Origin of the sequence: Pseudobacteriovorax antillogorgiicola, from assembly GCF_900177345.1 — a bacterium.
Lineage (GTDB): Bacteria > Bdellovibrionota_B > Oligoflexia > Oligoflexales > Oligoflexaceae > Pseudobacteriovorax > Pseudobacteriovorax antillogorgiicola.
In genome coordinates this window covers 1-24,282 of the sequence record NZ_FWZT01000014.1, presented here as the reverse complement: position 1 = coordinate 24,282, position 24,282 = coordinate 1, and the positions used below count along the sequence as shown (strand labels likewise).

General features: G+C 48.1%; 21 protein-coding genes and 1 tRNA gene. 10 read left to right on the top strand and 12 right to left on the bottom strand.

Annotated elements, in window-relative coordinates:
• Positions 1 to 3: 3 nt before the first annotated feature.
• The 6 genes from B9N89_RS17690 to B9N89_RS17665 form a co-directional block, all read right to left on the bottom strand.
• A complete protein-coding gene (locus B9N89_RS17690; RefSeq protein WP_132321563.1) occupies positions 4 to 1,014 on the bottom strand; it encodes a hypothetical protein in 1,011 nt (336 codons plus the stop codon).
• Positions 971 to 2,131 (bottom strand): acyl-CoA dehydrogenase family protein, encoded by a 1,161-nt coding sequence (locus tag B9N89_RS17685; protein ID WP_132321565.1) that lies wholly within the window; start codon positions 2,129 to 2,131, stop codon positions 971 to 973. Before B9N89_RS17685 ends, B9N89_RS17690 begins: the two co-directional genes overlap by 44 nt.
• Positions 2,132 to 2,140: 9 nt before the next feature.
• Positions 2,141 to 3,307: a ribosome small subunit-dependent GTPase A gene (rsgA, locus tag B9N89_RS17680; protein ID WP_132321567.1), complete on the bottom strand. Its 1,167-nt coding sequence runs from the start codon at positions 3,305 to 3,307 to the stop codon at positions 2,141 to 2,143.
• Positions 3,308 to 5,770 carry a glycerol-3-phosphate 1-O-acyltransferase PlsB gene (gene plsB / locus B9N89_RS17675; RefSeq protein ID WP_159455451.1) on the bottom strand — a complete coding sequence of 821 codons (2,463 nt, stop codon included), beginning with the start codon at positions 5,768 to 5,770 and terminating at the stop codon, positions 3,308 to 3,310.
• A gap of 2 nt (positions 5,771 to 5,772) precedes the next feature.
• Positions 5,773 to 6,618 carry a pantoate--beta-alanine ligase gene (panC, locus tag B9N89_RS17670; protein ID WP_132321616.1) on the bottom strand — a complete coding sequence of 282 codons (846 nt, stop codon included), beginning with the start codon at positions 6,616 to 6,618 and terminating at the stop codon, positions 5,773 to 5,775.
• A gap of 386 nt (positions 6,619 to 7,004) precedes the next feature.
• The gene (locus tag B9N89_RS17665) at positions 7,005 to 7,943 is read right to left on the bottom strand and encodes a helix-turn-helix domain-containing protein (protein ID WP_132321572.1); all 939 of its coding nucleotides are present in this window, start codon (positions 7,941 to 7,943) and stop codon (positions 7,005 to 7,007) included.
• A 93-nt stretch (positions 7,944 to 8,036) separates the two neighbouring features.
• On the opposite strand from B9N89_RS17665, the gene B9N89_RS17660 reads away from it, so the two are divergent.
• Together B9N89_RS17660 and B9N89_RS17655 are read left to right on the top strand one after the other, a co-directional pair.
• Positions 8,037 to 8,915 carry a tetratricopeptide repeat protein gene (locus B9N89_RS17660; protein ID WP_132321574.1) on the top strand — a complete coding sequence of 293 codons (879 nt, stop codon included), beginning with the start codon at positions 8,037 to 8,039 and terminating at the stop codon, positions 8,913 to 8,915.
• Between the two features lie 171 nt (positions 8,916 to 9,086).
• Positions 9,087 to 10,370, top strand: coding sequence for a S41 family peptidase (locus B9N89_RS17655; protein ID WP_132321576.1), 1,284 nt, complete (start codon positions 9,087 to 9,089; stop codon positions 10,368 to 10,370).
• A 431-nt stretch (positions 10,371 to 10,801) separates the two neighbouring features.
• On the opposite strand, the gene lipB is transcribed toward B9N89_RS17655, so the two are convergent.
• The 3 genes from lipB to hemE all read right to left on the bottom strand — a co-directional run bounded on the left by lipB (position 10,802) and on the right by hemE (position 13,237).
• Positions 10,802 to 11,458 carry a lipoyl(octanoyl) transferase LipB gene (gene lipB / locus B9N89_RS17650; protein ID WP_132321578.1) on the bottom strand — a complete coding sequence of 219 codons (657 nt, stop codon included), beginning with the start codon at positions 11,456 to 11,458 and terminating at the stop codon, positions 10,802 to 10,804.
• Between the two features lie 78 nt (positions 11,459 to 11,536).
• The gene (locus B9N89_RS17645; RefSeq protein ID WP_132321580.1) at positions 11,537 to 12,181 is read right to left on the bottom strand and encodes an L-threonylcarbamoyladenylate synthase; all 645 of its coding nucleotides are present in this window, start codon (positions 12,179 to 12,181) and stop codon (positions 11,537 to 11,539) included.
• A 12-nt stretch (positions 12,182 to 12,193) separates the two neighbouring features.
• On the bottom strand, positions 12,194 to 13,237 hold the full coding sequence (hemE, locus tag B9N89_RS17640) for a uroporphyrinogen decarboxylase (protein WP_132321582.1): 1,044 nt from the start codon (positions 13,235 to 13,237) through the stop codon (positions 12,194 to 12,196).
• A gap of 206 nt (positions 13,238 to 13,443) precedes the next feature.
• Between hemE and B9N89_RS17635 the strand changes: the two genes are divergently transcribed.
• From B9N89_RS17635 to B9N89_RS17615, 5 genes are all read left to right on the top strand, one after another.
• Positions 13,444 to 14,325 carry a hypothetical protein gene (locus B9N89_RS17635; protein WP_132321584.1) on the top strand — a complete coding sequence of 294 codons (882 nt, stop codon included), beginning with the start codon at positions 13,444 to 13,446 and terminating at the stop codon, positions 14,323 to 14,325.
• Positions 14,315 to 15,235, top strand: a complete 921-nt coding sequence (locus tag B9N89_RS17630; protein ID WP_132321586.1) for a hypothetical protein — start codon at positions 14,315 to 14,317, stop codon at positions 15,233 to 15,235. The genes B9N89_RS17635 and B9N89_RS17630 overlap by 11 nt, the downstream gene beginning before the upstream one ends.
• A gap of 30 nt (positions 15,236 to 15,265) precedes the next feature.
• Entirely contained in the window at positions 15,266 to 16,420 is a 1,155-nt protein-coding gene (locus tag B9N89_RS17625) for an acyl-CoA dehydrogenase family protein (RefSeq protein ID WP_132321588.1), read from the top strand.
• On the top strand, positions 16,356 to 17,435 hold the full coding sequence (locus tag B9N89_RS17620; RefSeq protein WP_132321590.1) for a CAP domain-containing protein: 1,080 nt from the start codon (positions 16,356 to 16,358) through the stop codon (positions 17,433 to 17,435). Before B9N89_RS17625 ends, B9N89_RS17620 begins: the two co-directional genes overlap by 65 nt.
• Before the next feature lie 72 nt (positions 17,436 to 17,507).
• On the top strand, positions 17,508 to 18,008 hold the full coding sequence (locus B9N89_RS17615; RefSeq protein ID WP_132321592.1) for a DUF2058 family protein: 501 nt from the start codon (positions 17,508 to 17,510) through the stop codon (positions 18,006 to 18,008).
• Between the two features lie 23 nt (positions 18,009 to 18,031).
• On the opposite strand, the gene folD is transcribed toward B9N89_RS17615, so the two are convergent.
• Together folD and B9N89_RS17605 are read right to left on the bottom strand one after the other, a co-directional pair.
• Positions 18,032 to 18,883 carry a bifunctional methylenetetrahydrofolate dehydrogenase/methenyltetrahydrofolate cyclohydrolase FolD gene (gene folD / locus B9N89_RS17610; protein ID WP_132321594.1) on the bottom strand — a complete coding sequence of 284 codons (852 nt, stop codon included), beginning with the start codon at positions 18,881 to 18,883 and terminating at the stop codon, positions 18,032 to 18,034.
• 228 nt (positions 18,884 to 19,111) lie between these two features.
• A complete protein-coding gene (locus B9N89_RS17605) occupies positions 19,112 to 20,380 on the bottom strand; it encodes an FAD-dependent oxidoreductase (protein WP_132321596.1) in 1,269 nt (422 codons plus the stop codon).
• A gap of 142 nt (positions 20,381 to 20,522) precedes the next feature.
• Between B9N89_RS17605 and B9N89_RS17600 the strand changes: the two genes are divergently transcribed.
• Positions 20,523 to 21,455: an ABC transporter ATP-binding protein gene (locus B9N89_RS17600; RefSeq protein ID WP_132321598.1), complete on the top strand. Its 933-nt coding sequence runs from the start codon at positions 20,523 to 20,525 to the stop codon at positions 21,453 to 21,455.
• Positions 21,448 to 22,491, top strand: coding sequence for an ABC transporter permease (locus B9N89_RS17595; RefSeq protein WP_132321600.1), 1,044 nt, complete (start codon positions 21,448 to 21,450; stop codon positions 22,489 to 22,491). Before B9N89_RS17600 ends, B9N89_RS17595 begins: the two co-directional genes overlap by 8 nt.
• Before the next feature lie 51 nt (positions 22,492 to 22,542).
• On the opposite strand, the gene B9N89_RS17590 is transcribed toward B9N89_RS17595, so the two are convergent.
• Positions 22,543 to 23,259, bottom strand: coding sequence for an MnmC family methyltransferase (locus B9N89_RS17590; RefSeq protein WP_132321602.1), 717 nt, complete (start codon positions 23,257 to 23,259; stop codon positions 22,543 to 22,545).
• An 85-nt stretch (positions 23,260 to 23,344) separates the two neighbouring features.
• Between B9N89_RS17590 and B9N89_RS17585 the strand changes: the two genes are divergently transcribed.
• A tRNA-Pro gene (locus B9N89_RS17585) sits at positions 23,345 to 23,420 on the top strand.
• Positions 23,421 to 24,282 lie beyond the last annotated feature (862 nt).

The window sequence follows — 24,282 nt, the reverse complement described above, 5'->3', positions numbered from 1 at the left end:
ACGTCAAAGAATTCCTACGCATTTTGGAAGCCGCAAAATTGAGTTCCAAGCAAATCTCCGTGTGGGCCAATGACTATGGAGACCGTAAACCTCTCCGCGGGTTGTAACCTTATCAGCATTATCTAGCTCGGCGCTGCTCGCATACACCACAGACTCGGCGTGAGCTAAAATTCGATCCACCTGAGTTCCTGACTTTCCTTCCGAGGTATTGAGGAAAATTTCATTGCTTGGGGTTCCCGTTTGACAGTCAGTCGCTACTTCGCAGAAACCAGTGGAGGTATCTTTCAGATTAAATTGACGAAGAAACCTCTGGTAGAATGGCCACGATAGCCGCCCTGGAAGATAGCCAGCAACAATCAGCCGCTTTTCGCAGATCGATTCCTTAGCTCCATACTCGCGCAGCTTTTTGGTAAGAACATCATACCAGACGTCGACCTTCTGAGCGTCCTGAGGCATCTCAACATTCACCACCCAAATGGGCTCATCCTCAAGGAATATTTGGCTAATAGAAAAAGCACCATCGACCCCTAATTTGAAAACCGACGACTTCGATCGATCTCCAGGTCGCAACGGTAAGCCCATAGCTAAAGCAAAAAACTGCTCTTCCTGGGTGTCTTCATAAAAGCGAGCAAGCTGCATCTCCCACTGATAGCCATCTAGAGCCCCATAAGAGAGGATACTACGATCAGATTCCGATGGGCTCCCTCGTCGGGCAAGGAGTTCCTGGAAAACCAGCAAATCCGGCCGCACGGCCTGCAAGTCACGATCGATCAGCTCCAATCGTTCTCGACGGAAAAGCCAATCACCTTTCCAAGACTGTTTTGAGTAGCGCGGGGAGAGCCGCTGATTGAAAAGACTTGATGTAAGAACCGAGATCGAACGATCATCGTAGCTTGCCTGGGTTCCAACACCAAAGTGACTGCACCCAAGCAAAGTATAGAGGAGCGCAATCCATGCGCTCCATTTAAAGCTAGCAGCCAATATATCGCGAAATAACAAGTCTTTGAATCTCACTAGTGCCTTCACCAATCCGTAGTAGTGCTGCATCACGATAGTGTCGTTCGATCGGGTACTCTTTCATCAATCCATAGCCACCAAAGGTTTGCTGGCCTTCCCGAGCACAATATTCAGCAACTTCTGAGCAGTAGAGCTTCGCCATCGCCGCGTGCTTTTGGAAGTCGCGACCTTCCTGCTTAAGCCAGGCTGCTTTGTAAAGCAGGCCTTCTGCTGCCTCAATACGAGTTGCCATTTCAGCCAATTTGAAAGCCACTGCCTGATGCTTGGCAATCGGTTTCCCAAAAGTTTGTCGTTCATTGGCATATTTAATCGTGAGATCCAAGGCTCCTTTTGCAAGCCCAAGCCCCATAGCACCGATGGAAAGGCGACCATTGTCGAGAGTTTCCATCATCTGCTTAAAGCCTTCCCCCTTATTCCCTAGCATAGCAGAGTTAGGCACCCGAACGTTATCAAAGTACAGCTCACCTGTATTCGAAGCTCGCCACATCATCTTACCATGCATGACCTTGCGCGTTAGCCCTTTGGCATCTGCCGGAACGATAAAGCAGGATAACTCGTTCTTGCCATTATCACGCTTTCCGGTAATAGCCTGAACAGTGATCCCTTTGGTCAGCTCACTGGCACTATTGGTGATCCAGATTTTAGAGCCGTTGATGACCCACTCGTCATTGGCTGCGTCATACTCAGCTTTGGTCTTACTTGCTTGAGCGTCACTACCGGCGTCAGCTTCTGTAAGCCCAAAAGCCCAAAGCCCATTGCCGTCACACAAGCTTGGCAGATATTCTTTCTTCTGCTCTTCGTTACCATAGTAGTAAAGGGGCGCTGCTCCCAGAGAGTTATGAGCAGCAATGGTCGCCGCGTGAGAGCCATCTACACGGGCCAATTCTTCAACTGCTACTACATACTGGATGTAGTCCATCCCCTGGCCACCGTACTCGGCAGGGATTACAGTTCCAAAAAGTCCTAGCTCACCCATCTTTTTGGTAAGCTCAACAGAAAACTCTTCGTTTTCATCGAGATCGTGTGCCTTGGGTGCAATTTCCTTTTCCGCAAAGTCTCGCACTGACTCACGCAACATCTTGATTTCTTCAGAATCCGCAAACGAGTATGACATAGTTCACCTCTATCCTTTTTCTAGTTCATCATCGCGAGTACGCCCTTCTCGCCCTGTATCACCCAGTAGTAATCCTTTGTAGGATCGATATCTTCTATTCGTTATTTCACCTTTCTGCAAGGCATCCAAAATTGCACAGCCAGGCTCATCGATGTGCCGACATTCGCGAAACTTACACGCCCCCATATAGGGCCGGAACTCTCGAAAGCTGTAGGAAAGGTCGATGCTACTGCGATCACCCAGCAAAAAACTTCGAATGCCAGGAGTGTCAATCACATAACCCCCGGTGTCGAGCCCTATAAAGCTCGCATAGGTGGTGGTATGGCGACCTTTGTAAAAGATATCAGCATCCGGCTCCACCTCTTGAACAATTTCCGGCCGATACATATTTACTAGGGAAGACTTTCCAACCCCGGAATGGCCGCTCAAGATCGTCACCTTATCCTTCATTAACTCACCAATCTCCGTGATGGCAGGGTCTTTAGAATTAGTAAGCACGGAAAGGGAAAAGATCCGGTAGCCCAACCGCCGGTAGGTTTCGATTTCTTCCCGACACCGTTGCCGAAATTCCTCAGACTCTTCTTTTAAAAGGTCCTCTTTATTGAGAACGATGATCGGCTCGATTCCTTGCTCTTCAGCTAGCACGAGGTAGCGATCAACCAAGCCCCATTTCACAAGGGGGGACTGATAACTAGCAACTACGAGCAGTTGATCCACATTGCTTGCCAATACATGACTTCGTTCTTGAGAGGTAGGATCACGGCGAGAGATTTCTGAATGCCGGGGAGCGAGGTTTACAATCACACAGCAGGGAATATCAGTCTCGATATCAGCTTCTCGATCATCGGTTGGGCGACACAGAACAACGTCCCCTACAGCAACTGAGTTGCGTTCCATACGCTTCGATTGAAGATACTTTCTCGCGACGGTGCCCAACCAAACATCTTTGGTATCAATCGTGCCATCATCATCTTGAGGAGCAACGAAGGCATATCGCTTCTGGACCTCGACCACTCGGGCTCGGAACCAACCATCTTCCTTTTTCCACTGCACTTCGTCGAGAACGAACTTTTCTTCGCCGTCTTGCTTCTTCTTCCGCTTATCTTTGCCACGGCGAATCTTGTCATAGCGAAAGTACTCGTCGTCGCGATTTTTATTATATTTCCAACGTGCCATCTACTTTCCTGCAAAAATACGATCGATGCTATGCCGAGCATCGTAGCTAAGCAGCTTCATCGCGTTTCTAGCCAAAGTAGAAACTTTTGGATCGATGAGAAGCTTACCGTCTTCCTGGGGTTTCAAAAGCCCCTTATTTTTAAGGAGTGCCACATGCTTGGCCACAAAAGACTTTTCAACAAACTCAGGATTATTAACTCCATTCAATATCGCCAGCCTCTGCGCCATCTTTTGACACTGCATTTCAAAGGCCTTCGAATCCACGTAACCCTCTTTGGTATGTCTCGCGAGAAGAGCTGCTGTAATTGTATAGCGCTCAAAGGTGAGGCCCAACGAGTTACCCAAGATGCTCAAGTTTTCTGACTGATCGTAACTCGGCACCGGCCTTACCAACACTGGACCATCGCGCATCAGAAGCCCAACCTTCACCATCACATCCGCATACCCTTCAACAACGCTGACAACTTCAGATTCTGGCCAAGAAAGGTAAAACTCCTCCTTCAGGAAGGGATATATTTCAGAGCACCCCTCAGCAATTTCAGTAAGTGGAACACGCTCCTGATGCTTGAAAAACCGAGCAATCAACGACGGAATCGCAATCAAGTGAACCACATTATTTCTGTAGTAGGAGATCAAAATGCTTTCCGTTTCGCTCAAGTGCAAGACATCACCGCCGGCGTGCTTGAACTCTGAATGCATTTTAAGCTTACCCACCTGCTCTAGAACCTGCTCTGCCGTCATGGTCGGATACTTGAGATTCCTATGGTATGGATGATGATTCTGAAGCTCCATCAAGGTATCGATAAAGCTCAGCACTCCAGATTTGGGTAAGGCCTTTTGCCAAGACGACAACAAACTGAGAGAGACCATTGAAATGGGGCTCATCACTGCTGTCTGGTTCATACGAACCGATAGCTCATAGCCCAGATTCTGGACTAAACGGGGAAGCCAGTCAGGGCGTTCCACCTCGTCACCCACTTCACGCCACTGAGGTTGGTGTTGATCGAGATATTCTGAAAGCACAATGGGTTCACCGTAGGAGACATAAGCCTTGCCATAGTAAGATCGCAAGAGTTTCCTGGCCTTGAGCAGCGCAAAAATCGATTCTTTTTTCTTGCTGCTACCACTGAGTTCGCTCATATAGCTGCCAACTTCCATCACCTTATCGTAGCCAAGATAAACAGGTACCAAAGCTACAGGCCGTTGGGAGCTTCTGACAAAGCTATGCACAATCATCGCCAGCATGCCCGTCTTCAGAGGCAATAGCTTACCGGTGCGGCTACGCCCGCCTTCTGGAAAGAAAGTCATCGGGTAGCCATGGGTCAGCAAGTAGTGAATATACTCATTCACTACTGCAGTGTAGAGCCTGTTACCCTTGAATGAGCGACGAATAAAGAATGCCCCGGCACGCCTGAGAAACCACCCCAAAGGCCAGAAGTTCAAATTGATCCCAGCCGCAATATGGGGTGAAGGCATCCCACTTTGGTAGATGGTATAGCTAGTCAAGAGGTAGTCTAAGTGACTTCGATGAGTCGGCACATACACGATCTCAAAGTCTTTTTCAGCGAGAGTTCGCACATTTTCCAAGTTTTGGATTTCAACGCCATCGAAGAGCTTGTTCCAGAGCCTTCCGAGGACGATCTCGAAGACCCTGACCATCGTATACATTTGGTCTGCGGCAAGCTCTCGGGTATAGCGGCGCGCTTTGGTTTCTAAAGACCGTGCCGTTGAGCGGCTGGACTTGGTCTTGACTTCATGATCGATGACGGTGCGCACCATCTTGCCCTTGGCCACCCGTGTGACCACTTGCTCACGGATATATAACTCTTTGCCCAATACTGTATTGCGCTGCCTACGGAAGTGCACCCGGAGGACACGCCTGGTTTTACGGCTCAGGCGCTCAACATCAGTTTCCCCACGAGCAATATCATCAAAGGAAAACGGCGTCGAGAAATAGACAACATTGTTGCGCCCCTGAAATAATACGATCAAAAATCGTTGCAAGCGACCAGCACTCTCGTCATCGTTAAACAAGAGCTTCCAAATGGAATTTTCCCCACGGCCTGGGTTTTTACCCCAGAAGGGGGACACAGGAACCAAATGAATCTTGCGATCTGGAAACTTCTTTTGAAGCTCAACAATCGTCTTGATATCCTGACCGGACTTACGGGTGACACGGTTTCGGAACAAACCAGGATTGGATAGAAAGGCAACGGTCGCTGAGCGCTTCTTTTTCACGTCTAGGGTATATTCTGGGATGGGTAGCTTATGCTTGCGACACATGTTCTCAAGCACCATCCGATCGAGATAGGACTTCTTCGGCAGAATATAAACAATCAAGGCTTCCTTAGAATCGAACTCCTTGCCGGGGGTTTCCGGATTAGCACGACTGACAATCCAGAGCATCATAGGCTTTAGCAACAGGGTCCACAGCTGGGATATTTGGTGCCGAACAAAACTCATTCTCATATTCCTAACTCGATATTGTCAATCAACCTTACTGAGCCTAAAAACGCTGCCACCGCAAGCACTGCAGGCTTATCGATTTCAGCTGTGAATTCGACCAGGTGCTCCTGGTCGCGAATCTCTGCATACTGCAAGCGAAACCCAGTCCCTTCCATTTGCTTTTGAAAGCTCCTTAGCAAGGACTTAGGCTCGCGATTGCCTGTGTTGAAGCTTTCTCTAACACCTTCTAGAGCTTGGTACAATCGAGGTGCTTGCTGCCGTTCCTCTGCTGACAGGCGAAGATTTCGGCTACTCATCGCCAGGCCATCTGGCTCCCGCACAATCTCACCACCCACAATGCTCATCGGCAGATGTAGATCTCGGGCCATCGCTTGAATCACCTTGAGCTGCTGGTAGTCCTTCTTACCGAATATGGCGAGATCTGGATTAACGAGATTCAGAAGCTTGATCACAACTGTCAAAACCCCGCGAAAGTGCCCTGGGCGATTTGCTCCACACAGCACCTGGGACATCTCTTCGTTATCCACATAGGTTTGAAAGCCCTCGGGATACATATCCCTTGCGTTGGGTAAAAACACAGCATCAACGTTCTGCTCTTCAAGCTTCTCCAAGTCTTCCTTAATCATCCGTGGATAGCTAGAGAAGTCCTCGTTTGGCCCAAACTGTTTGGGATTGACAAAGATGCTCGCCACCACGTAATCACACTCAGATTTCGCTTGCTGGAGAAGAGAAAGATGACCTTGGTGAAGGGCGCCCATTGTTGGTACAAACCCTATCTTCCCCCCTGCTTTCTTGAGATTTGCAATTTCCTGCCGTAGCTCGACGGGATCGATAAAGCTTCGAATGGACAAATTTTTCCTCCGGCCCGGTGTATAAATCACAAGACCACTAGTATTACACGCATTCCAAAATGCAGGCAATCAAAGTCAGGAAGTAAAATTCTAATTATTCTAGCTGTTTAAAAATTTAGACAGGCATTCTAAGGCTATTCGACATAGGGAAAAGAGAGGTAAGGAGAAAGAGCAACTGCCCTCTTGGCAATTGGGACCCATCTTGGGCCTGCACACTCCCTCGACTCCGTATGAACCCCAGCAGGTTCGTCCTTCTCGTAATTGAAGAGTGTATCTTCATTTTTCTGTTCGGCTACTGGGGACAAACCTTTAGTCTGAGCGTCAATTTTCAGGCGAGATCAAACTTGGGAAACAACACAATCCCTGCAAAAAGTGAGGGCCTATTCGATACCTTTGCTCTTGTCTGATTTAAATGCAAGGCGGCGAATATCACCCTTGACACCTAATTTTCCTAGAGGATCTCCGTTGTAAGAGACGTCGACAGCTCCCGCGTCGTAGATAAACATCCGCATTTGATTTTGAAATCGATACTTATAGGAATCGGGCGCTAATGTTTCTGTGACCCAAGCACCACCATCCTTAGCAATCCGAAGACGAACTTTCTCTCGAACTGTAACTTCCACAACCTGCCCATTGGGATCGGACTTGTCTTTATTCAAGACTTTTTTCACCTGGCTTTTCTGCTTACTTTTCGAAATTACCAACTCTTGTGGTGGCGGACTTGCAGCCGGAGGTGCTGATGGGTTGACAGGCTCGCTATCAGAAGGCTTTGCTGCTGTATTAGGGCTGGTTTTGGGCTTGAATTCTGTGGTGATTGCTCCATCATCTTTCTGCGTCACTCCCCAATAGGTAACACCAATTCCCAGTAGCAAGCCCACGGCGAGCAAAGCAAAGGGTACAGGCTTGAGAAGTTTAACCCCTGAAAAACGTGATCTTGCCACTCCCAAGGTGCGAGGCTTAGCCCGTTTAGCAGACTTTGCAAAAGAAGGTTTTCTGTCATGATTTTGATTGGACTTGGGAGTGGATTGAGGCTTTAAAGCTTTGTCTAGAAGATGTAACAGCTCTTGGGGATCTTTATCGTAGAGCTTCGCTAGGTTTCTTACAAAACCTCTTGTAAAAACCTCTTCAGGCAAATCTTTGGTTGACGCTTTTTCAAGAGCTGCGATAAACGGCAGAGAAATCTTAGTCGACATCGCAACTTGCTCTATTGAAAGACCTCGATCCTGACGATACTCTAAGAGCTTGGTGGCAAGTTCTTCAGCAGGAGAAAGGGTTTTTTCTTCGGCAGGCTCTTGACCTTTGTCTTCCGGCTTCGTCATATTCTTACCTCTCTTTGGGGTTACCTTTCCTCAGAACCTGAAGAGTATTAAACTATTAATAAGTCTACTCAGCATTCCAAGCGAGGAAACCACATGAAACATCGTCTTCTATGCGTCATATTTACTTTTATTATACCTCTTTTTGGCTGTCAAACCATCCACAAAAACCAGGAAGAGCAGTCGAAAGAGCAAGCGATCTTAGCCTCACAAAAGAGTTTGATTGTAAACTTTCTCAACAAAGGAGTTCCCAACATGGCTCTCAAGGAACTTCGGCGCTTGCTGACACTTCACCCCAAAGACCCAGACTTCCTTAACCTTATGGGACTCACACAGTTAGCACTGGAAAACCCCAACCAAGCCATCAAATATTTTCGCCGGGCGTATACAGTGCACCCCCGAACATCCGTAGCCTTAAATCTTAGCTCTGCCTATATAGAAGCCGGTCGCTTTGCCAAGGCGATTCAAGTTTTGAAAAAAGTCAAAGATGATCCAGTTTCTCAGAACTATCAACATCCTGAGCGGATATTCCACAATATCGCCCTGGCTGCAGAGCGAAACCAAAACAATCGCATGGCGGAAAAGTACTACATAGTAGCGCTGAGCGAGAACCCCAATTACTATTTATCACTGATGAGACTCGGCCAGCTCTACGAACGCACCAAACGCCCGGTAGACGCACAGAAAACATTTAGTAAAGCTAAGTCTGCATGCCCCAAATGTTTCGATCCGGTGAATGCCCTTGCCATGGGCTTTGTTGCATCTGGAAAACACAAGTCAGCATACATCATTCTCCGCCGATACCTTAATAAGAAAGAAATCCCAGACGATGGTCGTCAAAAAGCTGAAAAACTGATCACTATGGTAAAGAAGATCGCCCGCAGCCGGGCCAAGCGTGACATGGCCAATGCTCGTGCGCGGAAAAACCGCGCTGAAAATAATGGCAAGCAAAAATCATCCCCAAAATCGTTTTAGATGTATATAATTATCTATGGGAGCAAAACCTATCACACTTCGTTACGCTCAAAAAAATCGTCTCTAGACGATTTGTACAATCTTCCCACAGTTTTTTGAGCAAGCCTTGTCTTATAGGTTTTGCTCCCAATAGCAATATCGTGATGACATCATTTTTTGGCGAAGTAACTTATGTTTAAGAATTTGAGCCTCGCAGTAACTCTCGGCCTTGCGTTGAGCGTTTCTGCCGCGGAAAAAAACCCTTCAGGGAATCGCTATAAGTCTATAGAGACCCTAGCAAAAGGTCTATTCTACCTAGAAAATCTTTATGTAGACCCCAATAAAGTCGTCTATGAAGATATGGTCTATGAGGCGATGAAAGGAGTCGTGACACAGCTAGACCCTCACACGGTAGTGATGCCGCGCCGGGCCTTCAAGCAGCTGACGATCGACACCCAAGGGAAATTTGGTGGAATTGGGATCATTGTGTCCACTGAAAACAAAAGGCTCATCATTGTTCGGCCGATCGAGGATACTCCAGCGCACAAGGCAGGGATCAAGTCAGGAGACGAGATCATCGCCATTGATGGCGTAAAAGTAGAAGATATGAAAGGTTCCCAAGCCACTGAGATGATGCGCGGCAAGCCCGACACAAAAATAAATCTGACCATCAAGCGAGAAAAGCAAAAGGAGCCCCTGGAGTTCACGATCATCCGTGAAATTATCAAAGTTAAGTCAGTCAGATCTGAGTTTTTGGGCCAAGGTATACTTTATACCCGCATCGCAAGTTTTCAAGACAACACGGCCGATGAAATGCAGGGCACACTGACAAAAAACAAAGATAAAATCAAAGGTATCGTCCTTGATCTTAGGGATAATCCTGGGGGCTTGTTGGACCAAGCTGTGCGGATTACAGACATGTTCGTCGAAAGTGGATTGATCGTTTCTACCGTAGGCCGCACCAAGAAGGATATTGAGCGGGAATTTGCCCACAAGCGAGGGACCTTTAGCAGCTTCCCTATCGTGACGCTCATTAATGGCGGAAGCGCCAGTGCTTCGGAAATCGTGGCAGGTGCTTTGCAAGACCATGAAAGATCTCTCGTCATGGGAACAACATCATTTGGCAAGGGCTCTGTTCAAACCCTTGTGTCACTGCCTGATAGCTCTGGCCTGAAGATTACGGTAGCCCGTTACTTCACGCCCAAGGATCGATCCATCCAGGCTAAGGGCATCGCACCTGATGTTTATGTTTCAGCAGCAGTCGATCAAAAGCCACGTATGAAAAAAGAATCCGACCTTAAGGGGCATATCAAGGGCGAAGACTTGAGCGATATGGCTCGCGATAGCGGTATTCAGTCAGAATTCAGCCAGTGGCCTTACATCTTCCGCAACGATCGCCAATTGCAAGTCGCCTATACTTACCTGCGAGGTTGGAAACGGATCAAATCGAAAAATGATATTGATAACAAGCTTTAGAAGGGAACAGCCTCATAGCTCAGGATCACAGTGATTTTATCCTATATGAGCCACGAGGCGTCGATGCATGCTGATTAGGTAGAGTACGTGTCGTAGGAGCTGAATACTACAACAAATCGATCGCTATGCTCTGTGGCTAGAATCTTTCTATGACGTGACGCACAGAACCGTTGATAATTTTTAAAAGCCTTCTCATCATCAAAACATTTTATAATTTGCTTACAATCAGAGCATACCATCATTGAATTGTATGCAGCATGCATATCAATAGTGTGCTTACAACAACTCAGAAGTTGGCCGTTTTGTGGTTCCCCAGTTTCAGCAGGACCAGGTGTAGGTGAACGAAAATCTGTGGACTCAACAACGTCCATATAGCTCCTCCAGAGTCAGATAAGATAACAGGATGATCATACGAAGTTCATCTGAGCATTTCAAGCCTCAGAGGTTGTTATACCAAGACTTTCGTAGATGTTTGACAATAAGTCCTGTTGGACCTCGTTAAGAGACACAGCTTGCTTCTTTTCCAAGCTCATGGATGTGACTCCTTTATTAGAAATTCCACAGGGAATGATCCAATCGAACAGTGACATGTCATTATCAACATTTAATGCGATTCCATGGGTAGAAACTCGTCGGCTAATCCTAACGCCAACGGCACAGATTTTCCGATCCTCTACCCAAACCCCTGGGTTGTCACAATCAAGACGACCTTCAATTCCATAAGCTCTCAGAGTCCTGATCACAGATCCTAGGAGCACATCATCAACCAATGCCCTGGGCCCCAATCCAAATGCTTTCAATGGAACGATGGGATAGACAACCAACTGCCCCGGCATGTGAGCTGTGACTTCACCGCCGCGATCCGTCTCTACAATTGCCACACCCTCTTTGGCAATGGCCTGGCGATCTCTTAGAAAATTCTCAGAGCTTGCATGCTTGCCAAGAGTCAGCACCGGGGGATGCTGAAGGGTCATGAAAGCTGCATCAATATCTTGCGCAAGCACCATTTGATGAAGCTCGTGCTGACGTTCCAGCGCCCGCAGGTAGTCAATAGACGGAAAGTCTTCATGGACAATTTTATGTGTCATCAGGTCATTGCCTTAATTGAGAGACTCTCGAAAACAAAGTCTCCGCGCTATTCTCGAAATAATCGCTCAAACTGGGCTCTAGTCTTCTGGCTCAGCAAGTTCACCAAACAACGATGGGTCTCCCTCGCCTTCCCGGACTAGCACCGGAAAGCCCTCGCTAAAATCGATAACTGTCGATTCCAAACAAGGCAACTCCTCGCCTAGATCCAGCAATAAGTCAAGCCCGTGACCGTAAGTATCGAAAATCTGATACCCCATCCCGAGCTTCGCGCCATCCGCTTGGTCGGGGATTGAGCTGGAAGCCAGCGGCCTTCCAAACTGACTTACAAGGGCCAATATCATGTCACATTTAGGTATTCGTATCCCTACCACCTGCCGCTTGTCCTTGATCTGCCGGGGTAAAGAGCGGTTGCGTTTGACAATGACCGTGAACGGGCCTGGCCAAGCCTTTTTTAGATAGCGATAAAGCTGATGATCGATATTGCCGACCGTGGATGCCATAGCCATATCGCTACAAACTAACGCAAAAGGTCGGTCTTTGGGGTGGGATGGCTTCAGCCTTCGGATACGATCCAAGGCTTTGCGGTTCGCTGCATCACAGCAAAATGACCAGTTAGGCCCCATGGGAGCCCCGATGACCCCACCCTTCTCCAAGACCGCACAAGCTTTGTCCAAATCTCGTTGTGAAGGAGGGTCATCATAGGTGTATAAATGTTCGCTCATTGTGTTCTCTACTTAGGACTTCTCGGACTTTCGAACCTCGTCGATCACCCAATTGACCGCTTCGGGGTTTAAGTGGGGCTGAAGTCCATGCCCAACATTAAATATGTGTCCGCGAGCTTTACCAGCCTCTTGCAAGACTTGTCGCGTGTGTTCCCTAACAACATCTTCCGATGCGATGAGCACCTGAGGATCGAGATTCCCTTGAACGCTCACATCAAGGCCCACATTATCAAGAAAACTAATAGCCCGAGACAGTCTCGTCCGCCAGTCCACAGCAATCACGTCTCCAGCATATCCCTGCAGCTCGAAGTATAGATCTGTGCCCTGCCCCGGATAGTAGATCAGAGGCACATCGCAACGGTCTTTGACCTCTCGAATCACCTTATTAACAGCGGGAAAGACCAAGTCTTTGTAATCAACGGCCGTCATTTGATTGGCCCATGTATCAAACAACATCAGGCAATCGGCACCAGCATTGACCTGCATGATCAAGTAATCAATAGTAGTCTCTACAAGCAGGTCTAAAAGCCCTTTGAACGCCTCCGGCTCTTGGTACCTCAATCTTTTCAACTCGGTGTATGTTTTCGAGCCAGCACCCTCGATCATGTAGCTCGCTACTGTGAAAGGCGCCCCTGCAAAGCCGATCATCGTCTGGTGATCCTGAAGCTGATCCTTCACCAGCTGCAAGGCCTCGCCTACATAGCCTAGGTCTTTTTCAGCATCTGGCTTTTTGAGCTTGGCCAGTGCTGCTCCCGACTGGATGGGAGGATTCAATTGAGGGCCATGGCCCTTGCCAAAAGTGAGCTCTTGGCCCATTGGCATGCATGGCACCAATATATCGGAAAAGATAATGGAGGCATCCAGATCATATCGCCGTAACGGCTGCAGGGTGACCTCAGCAGCCAGTTTCGGAGTCTTGCAGAGTTCGGTAAACTCGACATTTTTGCGGACCTCGCGATACTCAGGAAGGTAGCGACCTGCCTGCCGCAAGAACCAGATGGGCTTACGCTTTGTTGGCCGTCCGAATGCCGCTTCTATCATAGGTTTTGTGGTCATATCTTGATCGATCTCCTCTTTTCATTGGGTTCCGTCCCGGCCAGAGCCCTTCTTGGATCACGGGAAGCTGCGTTTGCAGTGGCCTGGCGACCGCCGACGCATCATACATAATTGCCTAGCCCTTGCCTAGACAAGTACAAGCTTACCATGAGAAAATCGAGGAAAAGAATATCGAATCCCGAAGACCCTATTCTTAGGTCGTGCTCATGACAATTAGCGAGGCAAAAAAAGAGCATCGCAGCTTGGGACGCAAACTCGATCATATATGGCAGCAGATCAGCGCGTTGGAAATCTCCCTACAAGAGCTTCGGTCCTTCAAAAAAATTAGCCGCGAGCAATTCAATCGTCGCGCTGCGGCTATTAAAAATCAGAAGCAAAAAATCCGAGCTATGAAGCAGCAGCTGGAGTATGAATCAAAGATATCATCAGATGCCATAGGGCTGGGATTTCCTCAATTTGAAAGCCTTGCCCCTCTGGAGGCTGGTGCTGTTGAGGACTACTTCAACGGCCGCTTCATGACCGCCCGAGATATGTATCAAAACATTGCAAAGATGGCTCCTTGGGTCGAGGATGCAGTCGCTGGTAAAGCCCGCTTTAAAGGGGTATTTCGCCTTGCTCGGATTCGTAGCTATCGCAACAAACTGAAGGACGAGACTCGCAAGGTTCACTTGGATATTCAGCTCCAGAGAAAGCTTCTTAAAAAGCTCGCCCAGATAACTTTGGGGCCAAGCTTTAACTCCAAAGCATCGTTAACTCGCCAGATATCGGATGCCTTTCATGGTGCAGACACCCTGCGCCGTAAAATATCAAGCTTAGAGCGAAAGATTAGCCAGAAAAAACAGGAAATTCACTATATGAAAAACTGGCTCCAAGAAGCCCGGTCCAATATCAGGCGAAAGGTTCCTGAGCCACCACCTGAGTTTTCCTCCCTTCGAGAACTGAATAGTCACATGGAAATCTATGGTATCGACCAACTCAATCGATCGAAGGAGCGCCTCACCTTAGCTAGTGTCTATGTTCATTCCTACGTTAAAAAATACGCCCAGTGGGACCACCTTGCCAAGCAAGGAGTTGCCGATGGAGATTGATCTTTGGGACATTGAATTTCAAGATATTTGCCAAGATATCAAAGCCGTGGAAGGGAAAATCAATGTCAGAGCACAAACTTTTATTGGCCAGGTTGCAAAAAAATATAGAATTGTCCATCAAGTTCAAGACTATGTCGATCGACTCCAGACAAGGTATAAGCGGCTCGGCGAAAGCATGCCTCAAGAGCCAAAAAAGGCCAAAGCTTTAGTGTACTGGGCCAGCGAGCTTTCGAATCAAGGCCAATCGCTACTCAACCACTACGAAGCATACCTTCGGCAGTACATGTGGATTCAACTTTTCAAAATTCGTTTCCTCGGCGACGGCACTGAAAGCAAATCCTATCTTATCGATGACCTTGAACTTGAAACTCTAAGCGAGCGCTACCGATCCCTCAAACAGATGGAAGGCTACCTTCATAAGAAGAACTTTCAATTACGACAAGCTGAGAAAGAGCTAAGACTCACCTACGACCAACTACAAACGGAAGAGCAAAACTTTCTCGCTGGCCACTCACTACAAAAACAGTGGGGTATCGGAGCTGTTAAAGCCCAGAGAAACCCTATTCTCGGTGAGATCGAAAAGCTCATTTTCGGCATTGCATTCAAGGCGAACCCAAAAATTCAGGAAGCCACCCAGCTAAAAATCCTTAGCCGAGACTTCAATCGCAAGTCGCAATCCATTATGGACGAATGCCGCGCATTGATGGAGCATAACGATCGCTTGGCTCGGCCGCAATTTGATCCCGGTAAAGTTCGAAGAATCAAAGATTCTTTAAAAAAAATAAGGCATTTGGAATCCACCGCATCTAAATTGGCATTGAGAGCTATGCCTCTTAGCCAGGCATCGTCACCAATTTTGCTGAAAAAAAACAGCAGCCAGGTTAAAACAACGACCGGACATGTGTCATAAAATCGATCAATAGAAACATGGGGAGCCAATATGGTAACACCAGTCACACTTCTCACCGACGATGAAAAGATGTTCGTCGACGAAGTCGAAAAATTCGCTAAAAGCCAAATCGGCCCTAAAGTCCTAGAAATGGACGAGGCCGAGCTGATGGACCCCGCAATCATCAAACAGTGCTTTGAAATGGGCCTTATGGGCATCGAAGTCCCTGAACAATACGGCGGCTCGGGCACCAGCTTTACCCTGGCTGTTCTCGCCATTGAAGCTCTCGCTAAAGTTGATCCATCCGTTTCTGTGATGGTCGATGTCCAGAATACTTTGGTGAATAACATCTTCCTCAACTGGGGCACGGAGGATCAAAAACAAAAGTATCTGAAGGAGCTTTGCACAAGTAAGGTCGGTTGCTACTGCCTTACTGAACCCAACTCAGGCTCTGATGCCTTCGCTTTGAAAACAAGAGCCTATGATGAAGGCGACCACTACCGTATCGATGGCAAAAAGATCTTTATCACCAACGCCAAAGAAGCTGAAATTTTTGTGGTCTTCGCAAACCTAGACCCAGAAAAAGGCTACAAAGGCATCACCGCGTTTGTTGTTGAAAAGGATAACCCTGGATTAAGCCTCGGCAAGAAGGAAGTTAAGCTCGGCATTCGCGCTTCTTCCACCTGTGAAGTTATCTTTGATAATGTTAAAATACCTAAAGATGCAGTCGTTGGCGAAATTGGTAAAGGCTATAAAATTGCGATCGAAACCTTGAATGAAGGTCGTATCGGCATCGCATCGCAAATGCTTGGACTCGCAGGTGGTGCTCTAGCGGGAGCAATGAAGTATGCCGGTGAACGGGAACAGTTCGGATCACCTCTCAAAGGCTTCCAAGGGATTCAGTTCCAATTGGCACAAATGGAAGTGATGCTGGAAACAGCCAAACTTTCCGTATACAACGCCGCAAGACTAAAAGATGCCGGCAAACCGTTTATCAGAGAAGCTGCGATCGCTAAGTATTATGTGTCGGAAATTGCCGAAAAAATCGCGTCTCAAGGCCTAGAGATTTATGGTGGTTATGGGTTCATCAAAGAATTCCCAGCAGAAAAATTCTACCGCGATGCCAAGATTGGCAAGCTGTATGAAGGCACGTCTAACATGCAGCTACAAACAATCTTCAAGCTCATGGAAAAAGAATACTCTTAACATTATTGCAGGAGGAGCACTGCTCCTTCTTTCCCATTCTTTAGCTATTGCAGCCCCAGATATTCACCTACGCCCCGAACTTCAACAGTTTATGAACCAAACATTCTGCCCGAAACAGCAGATCCCTGATCGTCAAGCGATCTGGCAAGCGGATTTATTTGATACCTCTCTTGAGATACAAAGTGTGAGCCCTAAAACCAATGTGTCTGTAAGTATCAAGCAGCTGTCCCAAGCAGCCCAGAAGATTGCCACCCGCTCTGGGCACAAGGGTTATGCGTTTGGAATCTGCCCGAATCGAGTGGCTTGGGTGATCACAACTCCCGCACCTCAACCCCTTATGGAAACCATTGACCATTCTGTGCAGATAAAACTCACACCTCTCACCGAAGCTTGCCGTGCCGTTCGGATCGACTTTGCAGCCACCTATGGCGGCGACACAAGAGCCCTCTACCGATGGCCTCAACATGAAGCCATCAGCCCCACGCTAACTATCGAGCCAAAGTTTTTACCACCAGGAACACTGTCGGTTACCTGTAAGCCCAAGAATAAATACCGTGGGCCCGAGCTATGGGCGCTATATCCTGTTCACAATATGAAGCCAGTCCTTCCTGCTAGAAACCTGATCCAAGAAAGCCCCTCATCCCTCAAAGCCTGGGTCAATGAGATTCGTATTCGAGAGGGCTTGCCACCCCTTAGCGACCAGCTCGATGCGCTTCAAGAAACGGGAGAGCGACTGAGCCAGAAGATGACCGTAAGCCACGATCGAAGGCTTATCAAACGAGAGAAAACCTTCCTTAAGAAAAATCAGATCAAGTTTCTGGGTGAGAATCGCGTGCAAGCCCGCTCCACCAATGATATGGCCTGGCTCTTATGGAATTCTCCCCGCCATCGATCCCTGCTGATGAGTCCCCGAGCCACCCACTTTTCCCTCGCGACTCAGACAACCCCGCAAAAATCCTTGGCTGTACTTGTCTTCGCGAAGCGCGATACTCCATTAACTGGCAATAATCCCTAGTAAAAAATACCCTTTCATCAATGTTTTGAGCAATGCTATACATGGTAGGGTTTTGGATTGGGGGGAATGTAAATGAGTCTAAGAGATCAGTTATTGAAATCAGGCCTCGCCAGCAAGCAGCAGGCCAAAAAGGCTGCACGAGCCGCAAAGAAGAATCAACATAAGAAGCAAAAAGCCAAGGCGAAGGGCGAGACTGACGCCGAAGTTTTGCAAAAAGACGATATTCAAAAGAAAATCGAAGAGGATCAGCAAAGACAAAAAGAGCTTGATCGCCAGCGTAACCTTGAACTGGTGGAGTATCAAAAAAGCTATCAGGCGACCTCGATTGTATACTCCGAGGGAGAAGCGGAAACTGGTGGCCGTGTGCCCTATTATTTTCGCGATCCCAATAGCACTAAGATCCAGGTGATCCACGTGAGCCCAGGTTTACAAAGAGTTTTGTCTCTCGGTAAAGTAGGGATTGCCACCCTCAATGACGGCAAGTGGTATCTTCTTGGTCAAGAGAACTGTTACAAGGTCAAGGCCTTGAAGCCGGAACTGATTGTCTGCCTTCACGAGGAAGAAAAGAAGTAAGCGGCTGTCGCCGCTTGGTATAATTAAAGATTGTTTTTAGAATAAGCCGTCAAGCAATTGCGCATCAACATAGCAATTGTCATAGGCCCCACACCACCGGGAACGGGGGTGATGTGGCCAGCGACGTCCTTCGCTTCATCATAAACGACATCCCCGGATAGCTTCCCATCATGACGATGCATCCCAACGTCGATAACGACCGCGCCTGGCTTAATATGATCGCCTCTTACCAATCTATGAACACCCGTTGCCACTACTAGAATATCTGCCTGCCGGGTCAGCTCAGGGCCATTGACCGTTTTTGAATTGAGACAGTTAACCGTCGCACCGGCGTTACAAAGCATCGTAGCAATGGGAGCCCCAACTAGGACGCTGCGCCCCATGACCACCGCCCGTGCACCTTCCACCTTAACTCCGGTTGAGCGAATCAACTCCATAACTCCAGCAGGTGTGCAAGATACCAGCCCAGGCCGCTTCCATACTAAAAGCCCCTGGTTCATAGCTGTTAAGCCATCCACATCCTTATCAGGATCGATGAGATCGATCGCAATTTCGGGGATCAGGTGCTTTGGCAACGGCAACTGGAGCAAGATCCCATCAATCGCGGGATCATCATTCAAAGCCTTCACATGCTTCGATAGCTCGTCTTGGCTAATGTCGCCCGGTAATTCAAGGGAACGACTTTCAATGCCAATGGAAGCACAGGCTTTTTTCTTGTGACCCACGTACACTTCACTAGCAGGATCGTTCCCCACTAGAATGACCGCTAAACACGGGGCCCGCTTGCCATCCTCTCGAATCTTTTCGATCTGCTCCTTAATAGAGAGCCGAATATTTTGAGCGATCGCTTTTCCGTCAATGACCTTGGCAGACATGGCTAAGTCCTCATAAGAGATTGATATATAGGGTTGAAAAAGTCTTTGGTATCGTGGGTGGGAGCGCGCAGCGGGATATCATGCCTTTTTTGGCTAAGCTTGTTCGAAGTGATATCGAATGCTTCAAGAAAGAAAAGCTCCCCATCGTGATGCAGATTGCAGGGACTCCATAGTGCTTTTTACGATGAAGGTCAATTGGGAATTGAGAAGGCTGCAGATTTCTGCAACCTAGGAGAGGGCCTCGCATGCCTTAATGGCTGACTCAATCAGATTCTGATCCCCTTGCAGGTGAGGTCCGTAGGCATCACCACAGAATACGAGCTGGTCTCCCTGGAAGCCGTAGTCTTGCAGCTTAGCCATCATTTTTCGCTCACTAGGCGCTAGGGGCTGGCTCCATGCCACCGGCAGGAGCGCGATGTGATCGCCATCAACTTTAAGCTCGGGTACAGCCGCTAGAAGTTTTTTACGAGCTCGCCTCAGGCGTTTCACAGCCTTTACAACTTCAGGAGCACTCAGGGTTAGTTCAAAACTCAACGTGGCTTGCATCGTGATCGACGAATCATCAACAAAAATCTGAACGCCCTCAGCAGGCACAATGATAACATCTGGCAAGTCGGCTTTGGTTTCAATTTCATCGGTGAGCAACACCACACTCACTGGCTTGGCCTTAGACGGCACCGATACCAATTTCGAGGGCCAGAGTTGCTTTGGCAGCCACTGAATTGCATCCCAAGGATTCTGAGCCACCACCAGGCGCTTGCTTACAAACGAACCTTGCGTGCTCGTAAGCTGCCACTGATCCTCATTAAAACTGGCATCAGCTATCCGGCATTGGGTGCGAAAGTCGATGGCTTCTGCATTCAAACCTTTTTGTAGAAACTCTTCACAGACCCTTTCCCAATGACCAATCGTTGCTGTTTTATGGAACTCATCCACCTTGCCAACCACATCCTTCGCAGCGGTCGACCACACATCCGGAATTCCATAAAGACGAGATAGGTGCTCCAAGGCGATGGCAGATGGATTTTTTCGAGTTCCCTTCCAGCTGCTAGCAAAGGCCTGCTCACCCTTCTTGCCATCCTTGACGCGACTCGCCAGTTCATCGATTAGCGTCCAGTCACGGGCTGCTGCGGCACCAGCGATCGCCCTGGCTCCACTTTCTGAAAAAGATTCCGCCAAGGGGGTGGTACTGATCTTATTTGCAGCTAGGACGCCTAGGGATTTGCGATGATGGGCGAGCAAATCATCAAGATCGGGAGTTTCTGGATTCATCCGCAGAGAATGGTCAATAAACTCATAAAGCTCCTGACTAACAGCATTCAAGCCGTAAGACCAAAGACCTTTTTTGCGGTCGGTGGCTCGCAGTCGCCCTCCTGGGGCGGGCTCTTTTTCAAGAAGCAAGATCTGCCACTCGGGATGATCTTCGTGAAGGCGAGACGCCATTAAGGAGCCAGCCAAGCCTGCGCCAACTATTGCTATGTCATATATTTGTTCCATGGGCGGATCTCCTTAACACTGAATATTAGGCAATTTCCTTAGGCACGTCAATTTTCTCGGTTCTGGAAAAAGTGCTGATACCGGCCGTTGAAAACTGCTACAAGCCCCGCTAGAATGGGGTTTTATCACTTGAGGACTTAGGATGAAACCTCTACTGGAAGCACTCCATATAAAAAAGAAATTTCAGACCCTCACGGCGGTTGATGATATATCACTTCATGTTGCTCCTGGCGAGTGTCTCGCCCTTCTTGGTCCCAATGGTGCCGGCAAGACGACAACTGTAGAGATATTGGAAGGCCTTCAGTCTCCCGACTCTGGAACGGTAAAGTTGTTTGGCCAAGATATGACCCCGCGCTCGAAACGAGACTTGATGCAACGGGTGGGCGTCATGTTGCAAGAAACCAACCTCTATAAAAAGCTCACCGTCAAGGAAACCTTAAGCTTGTTTCGAAGCTTTTTTAAGCAGGGCCTCGACGTTCAACAAGCGATTCAGATTGTCCAATTAGAGGATAAGCAAAACGCTAGATTGGAAGAGCTTTCCGGTGGCCAGAAACAACGGGCTTTTCTGGCCTGTGCTCTGGTGAACGAGCCGGAGCTACTATTTCTAGATGAGCCGACCACGGGGCTAGACCCACAATCCCGTCGCATGATCTGGGACTTGTTAGATAAGGAAAAGGGTAAGGGCCGTGGTATTTTGCTTACGACCCACTATATGGACGAGGCAGAATACCTGGCTGATCGCGTGGCCATTGTCGATCACGGCAAGATTATCACCGAGGGTAGCCCCGAAGAGCTGATCAGACAATACTGTGGTGAGCAGGTGCTGAGCTTTTCTTTCGAGGATACCGATGCCCGGCATGAAAACCTTCTTGAAGAAAACCTTGCTTGGTTTAAACAGGTCAAGAAGGTGCAAAACCGCTATGAGTTTATCGCTCAAAATCTGGTATCGGCCATCCACGATTTGACCCAAGCCACAAGCAAACTTTCACTAAAACTAGCTGGCATTGAAATGCGCCGTTCGACTCTTGAAGATGTATTCTTAACCCTCACTGGAAGGAGCATTCGCGATGCTTAGCCCTAGCCTCAAAGAACAAATTAAATGCCGGTGGCGGGAGTTTCGCCGGGAACCTTCGGCATTTTTCTGGGTCATGTTCATGCCCATTCTCTGGATGGTAGCTCTAGGCTTTGCATTTTCAGAGCCTAAACCTGAAGTCTATGGTGTGGGTTGGTCTACCAACTCCCAATCTGAAAGCGGCGAAGAGTACCGACAGGCTATTGCCGATCACCCTCAGGTGCGCCTCAAGATGTTTGATGAAGCGACTCTTATGACCTTGATCAAACGAGGTGACGTGTCACTGATCGCCAAATGGGATGGCCAGCAGGTTGTCTATCAATTCGATCCTCGCAACCCCGAAGCTCAACGAGCCAGGGACTTCGTCAACAATATCGTCCAGCAAAAAGCCGGACGCACCGACCCCTTGCCCGCTGCCAACGAGGAGATCATCGCCAAGGGGAGTCGCTATGTTGATTTTCTGATACCCGGCCTCCTAGGCTTAAGTATCATGACCTCCAGCCTTTTTGGGGTGGGCATGACGATTGTTTCTAACCGCAAGGAGAACCTTCTCAAGCGATATATCGCGACTCCTATGCGCCCCTGGGAATATGTTGTTTCTCATATCTTTGGCCGGTATATGGTGCTGGCGTTTGAGTTCTCTGCCGTGATGATTTGCGGTTTTCTGCTGTTCGATTTCAAGGTCTTTGGCAACCTAGGGTCTTATTTATTCGTCGCCATACTGGGAGCCGGGGCATTCACCGCCATCTCTCTCACCTGTGCAGCACGAACCAAGAGCATTCCCACCATTGGTGGTGTGGTGAACCTTATTACCTTGCCTATGATGATGCTTTCGGGAGTCTTCTTTTCTAAGAACAACTTCCCTGAGAGCTTCCAAACAATTATCGACTTTCTCCCCCTAACCGCTCTCAACGATGCCCTGCGCAAGATTGCATTGGAGGGGCAAGGACTGGCCCAAGTTGGATTTGAGCTTGGAGTCCTAGCCGTCTACTTGGTTGTGGGCACAGTGGTATCAAACCGCCTATTTAAGTGGTACTAGGGGCCTACTGAGGAGTCTCCACGCTTGATAGGGAGACTCCCAAGCCATCGATCAGGGGGACAGGCGAGCCTTGAGCCAGTGTTTTTTCTTACCCGGAGCTGGGATTCTCTCAAAGTCCCAGCCCCCCTCAGTCAACCCATCCTTCACGACCCGAGCCACACTATAAGTCAACAGCTCCACGCTCTTGTCGCACACTGCAGCAAGCTTGGAGAACCAATGGGCAGACCAAAGCTCAGGGTTTTTCTTTGGAGAGAATGCATCTTGCCAAACAAAGTGAAAGCCCTTAGCAGGTAGTTCCATCTTGCTGCTATCACCAACGATCACCGTCCAATGGCAAACTTTACCTGATGTGTGGTGAATCTGAGCCACCCAGGTGCCATCACCTTGCTCTTTTAGGGATTGAGCCCAAGTCAGCCACTGGCTAGACCAGCCCTCGATCCATGGCGCCGTGCCACTAGCCAAATGCCGAACAAGGGATTCTTGGACCTCTAGGCTAACCATGTCTACATTGCATATGCCACTACCGGACATCCAACTATCAATTGTGGTTAGGGCATTGTAGCCAAGCCCCAGTCCCACATCGAGGACTCGGAGATCTTGGGCTTCTTCAATGGCTGTGAGCCAGCACGACTGCCTGATATAAAGTTCCAACGACTCGAAGGCAGCGCCGGCAGTTGAGTGGTACTCTTCATCTATGTCAGGGTTGCGAATCGTCAGGCTCCCATCCGCCGTTTTTACTAACACACCGAGTTCTTTATCGCCCTTCATGATCCTTCACCCCAAAAAATACAAAAAAATTCACATCACCCATTGACTACCAAATTGAAATTCTGTTACAAGCTTAATCTCTCGACGGGGCGTAGCGCAGTTGGTAGCGCGCGTGCTTTGGGAGCATGAGGTCGCAGGTTCGATCCCTGTCGCCCCGACCATTGAGAGACATCAAAAAAGCCGCTAATTTATTTGATTAGCGGCTTTTTTGCGTTCGCGCCTTTTTATCCCTACCCATCAGTTATTTGAGATTTGTCACGCTAAGAGAAGAAGCTCAGCTTTCTTAAAAACATGAAGCTGAATATCGACCTAGAATGGACTCTTAGTTTTTGACATCGATACTACCTTGCCATTGAATAGAAGTGTTCATTTCCGATATTGCACCTTTCTTGGAATCGAGAGTCAGACTGTTTGGTTTCATATCGAGCAGGCCAGTTTAATGATAAGTCTCGTCCAAGAATTGCTACCAGTTAAGATAAAGGAATAACGTTCTTACCATGCCTCTTCCCAAATGCTTCTTTTGATCGAAGGTTAAAAAACTATTCCTAGTCGAAGTCTCTATGTAAGGATGTGGCGATATGGCTTCTCAAACCATAGTAATCTTTTTACTAAATCCTAGAACTATCTCTGCGTCTCTCCCCGCTCAGCTCTACGATCTCAAGTAATATTAGAGATTTAGCATCATGGAATAAATGCTGCATTAGTCATAGGTCTGTTAAAAATCTTGCTAGTCGAATTAGGTCAATTAAACCTTGAAATTAGAGTTACTATGATGGATATAACAAATGCTCACAGTGAGTTCTTATAGGGGTTTTCAAAGCCAGAAGACCTGAGAATTAGCACCGGCAGAATCAGACCGAGAGTTACTGACATTAGTTCTTTCTAATAGCTATATATGCTTTAGTTCGCCACGGGCGATAAAATAGACGTGGAATTCCCCAAAAAATGCGGACAAATGTTTACTGAACAGCGCAGTTTATTTCAAATTGCATGGGGCTAAGATAGCCTAATGCTGAATGTTTT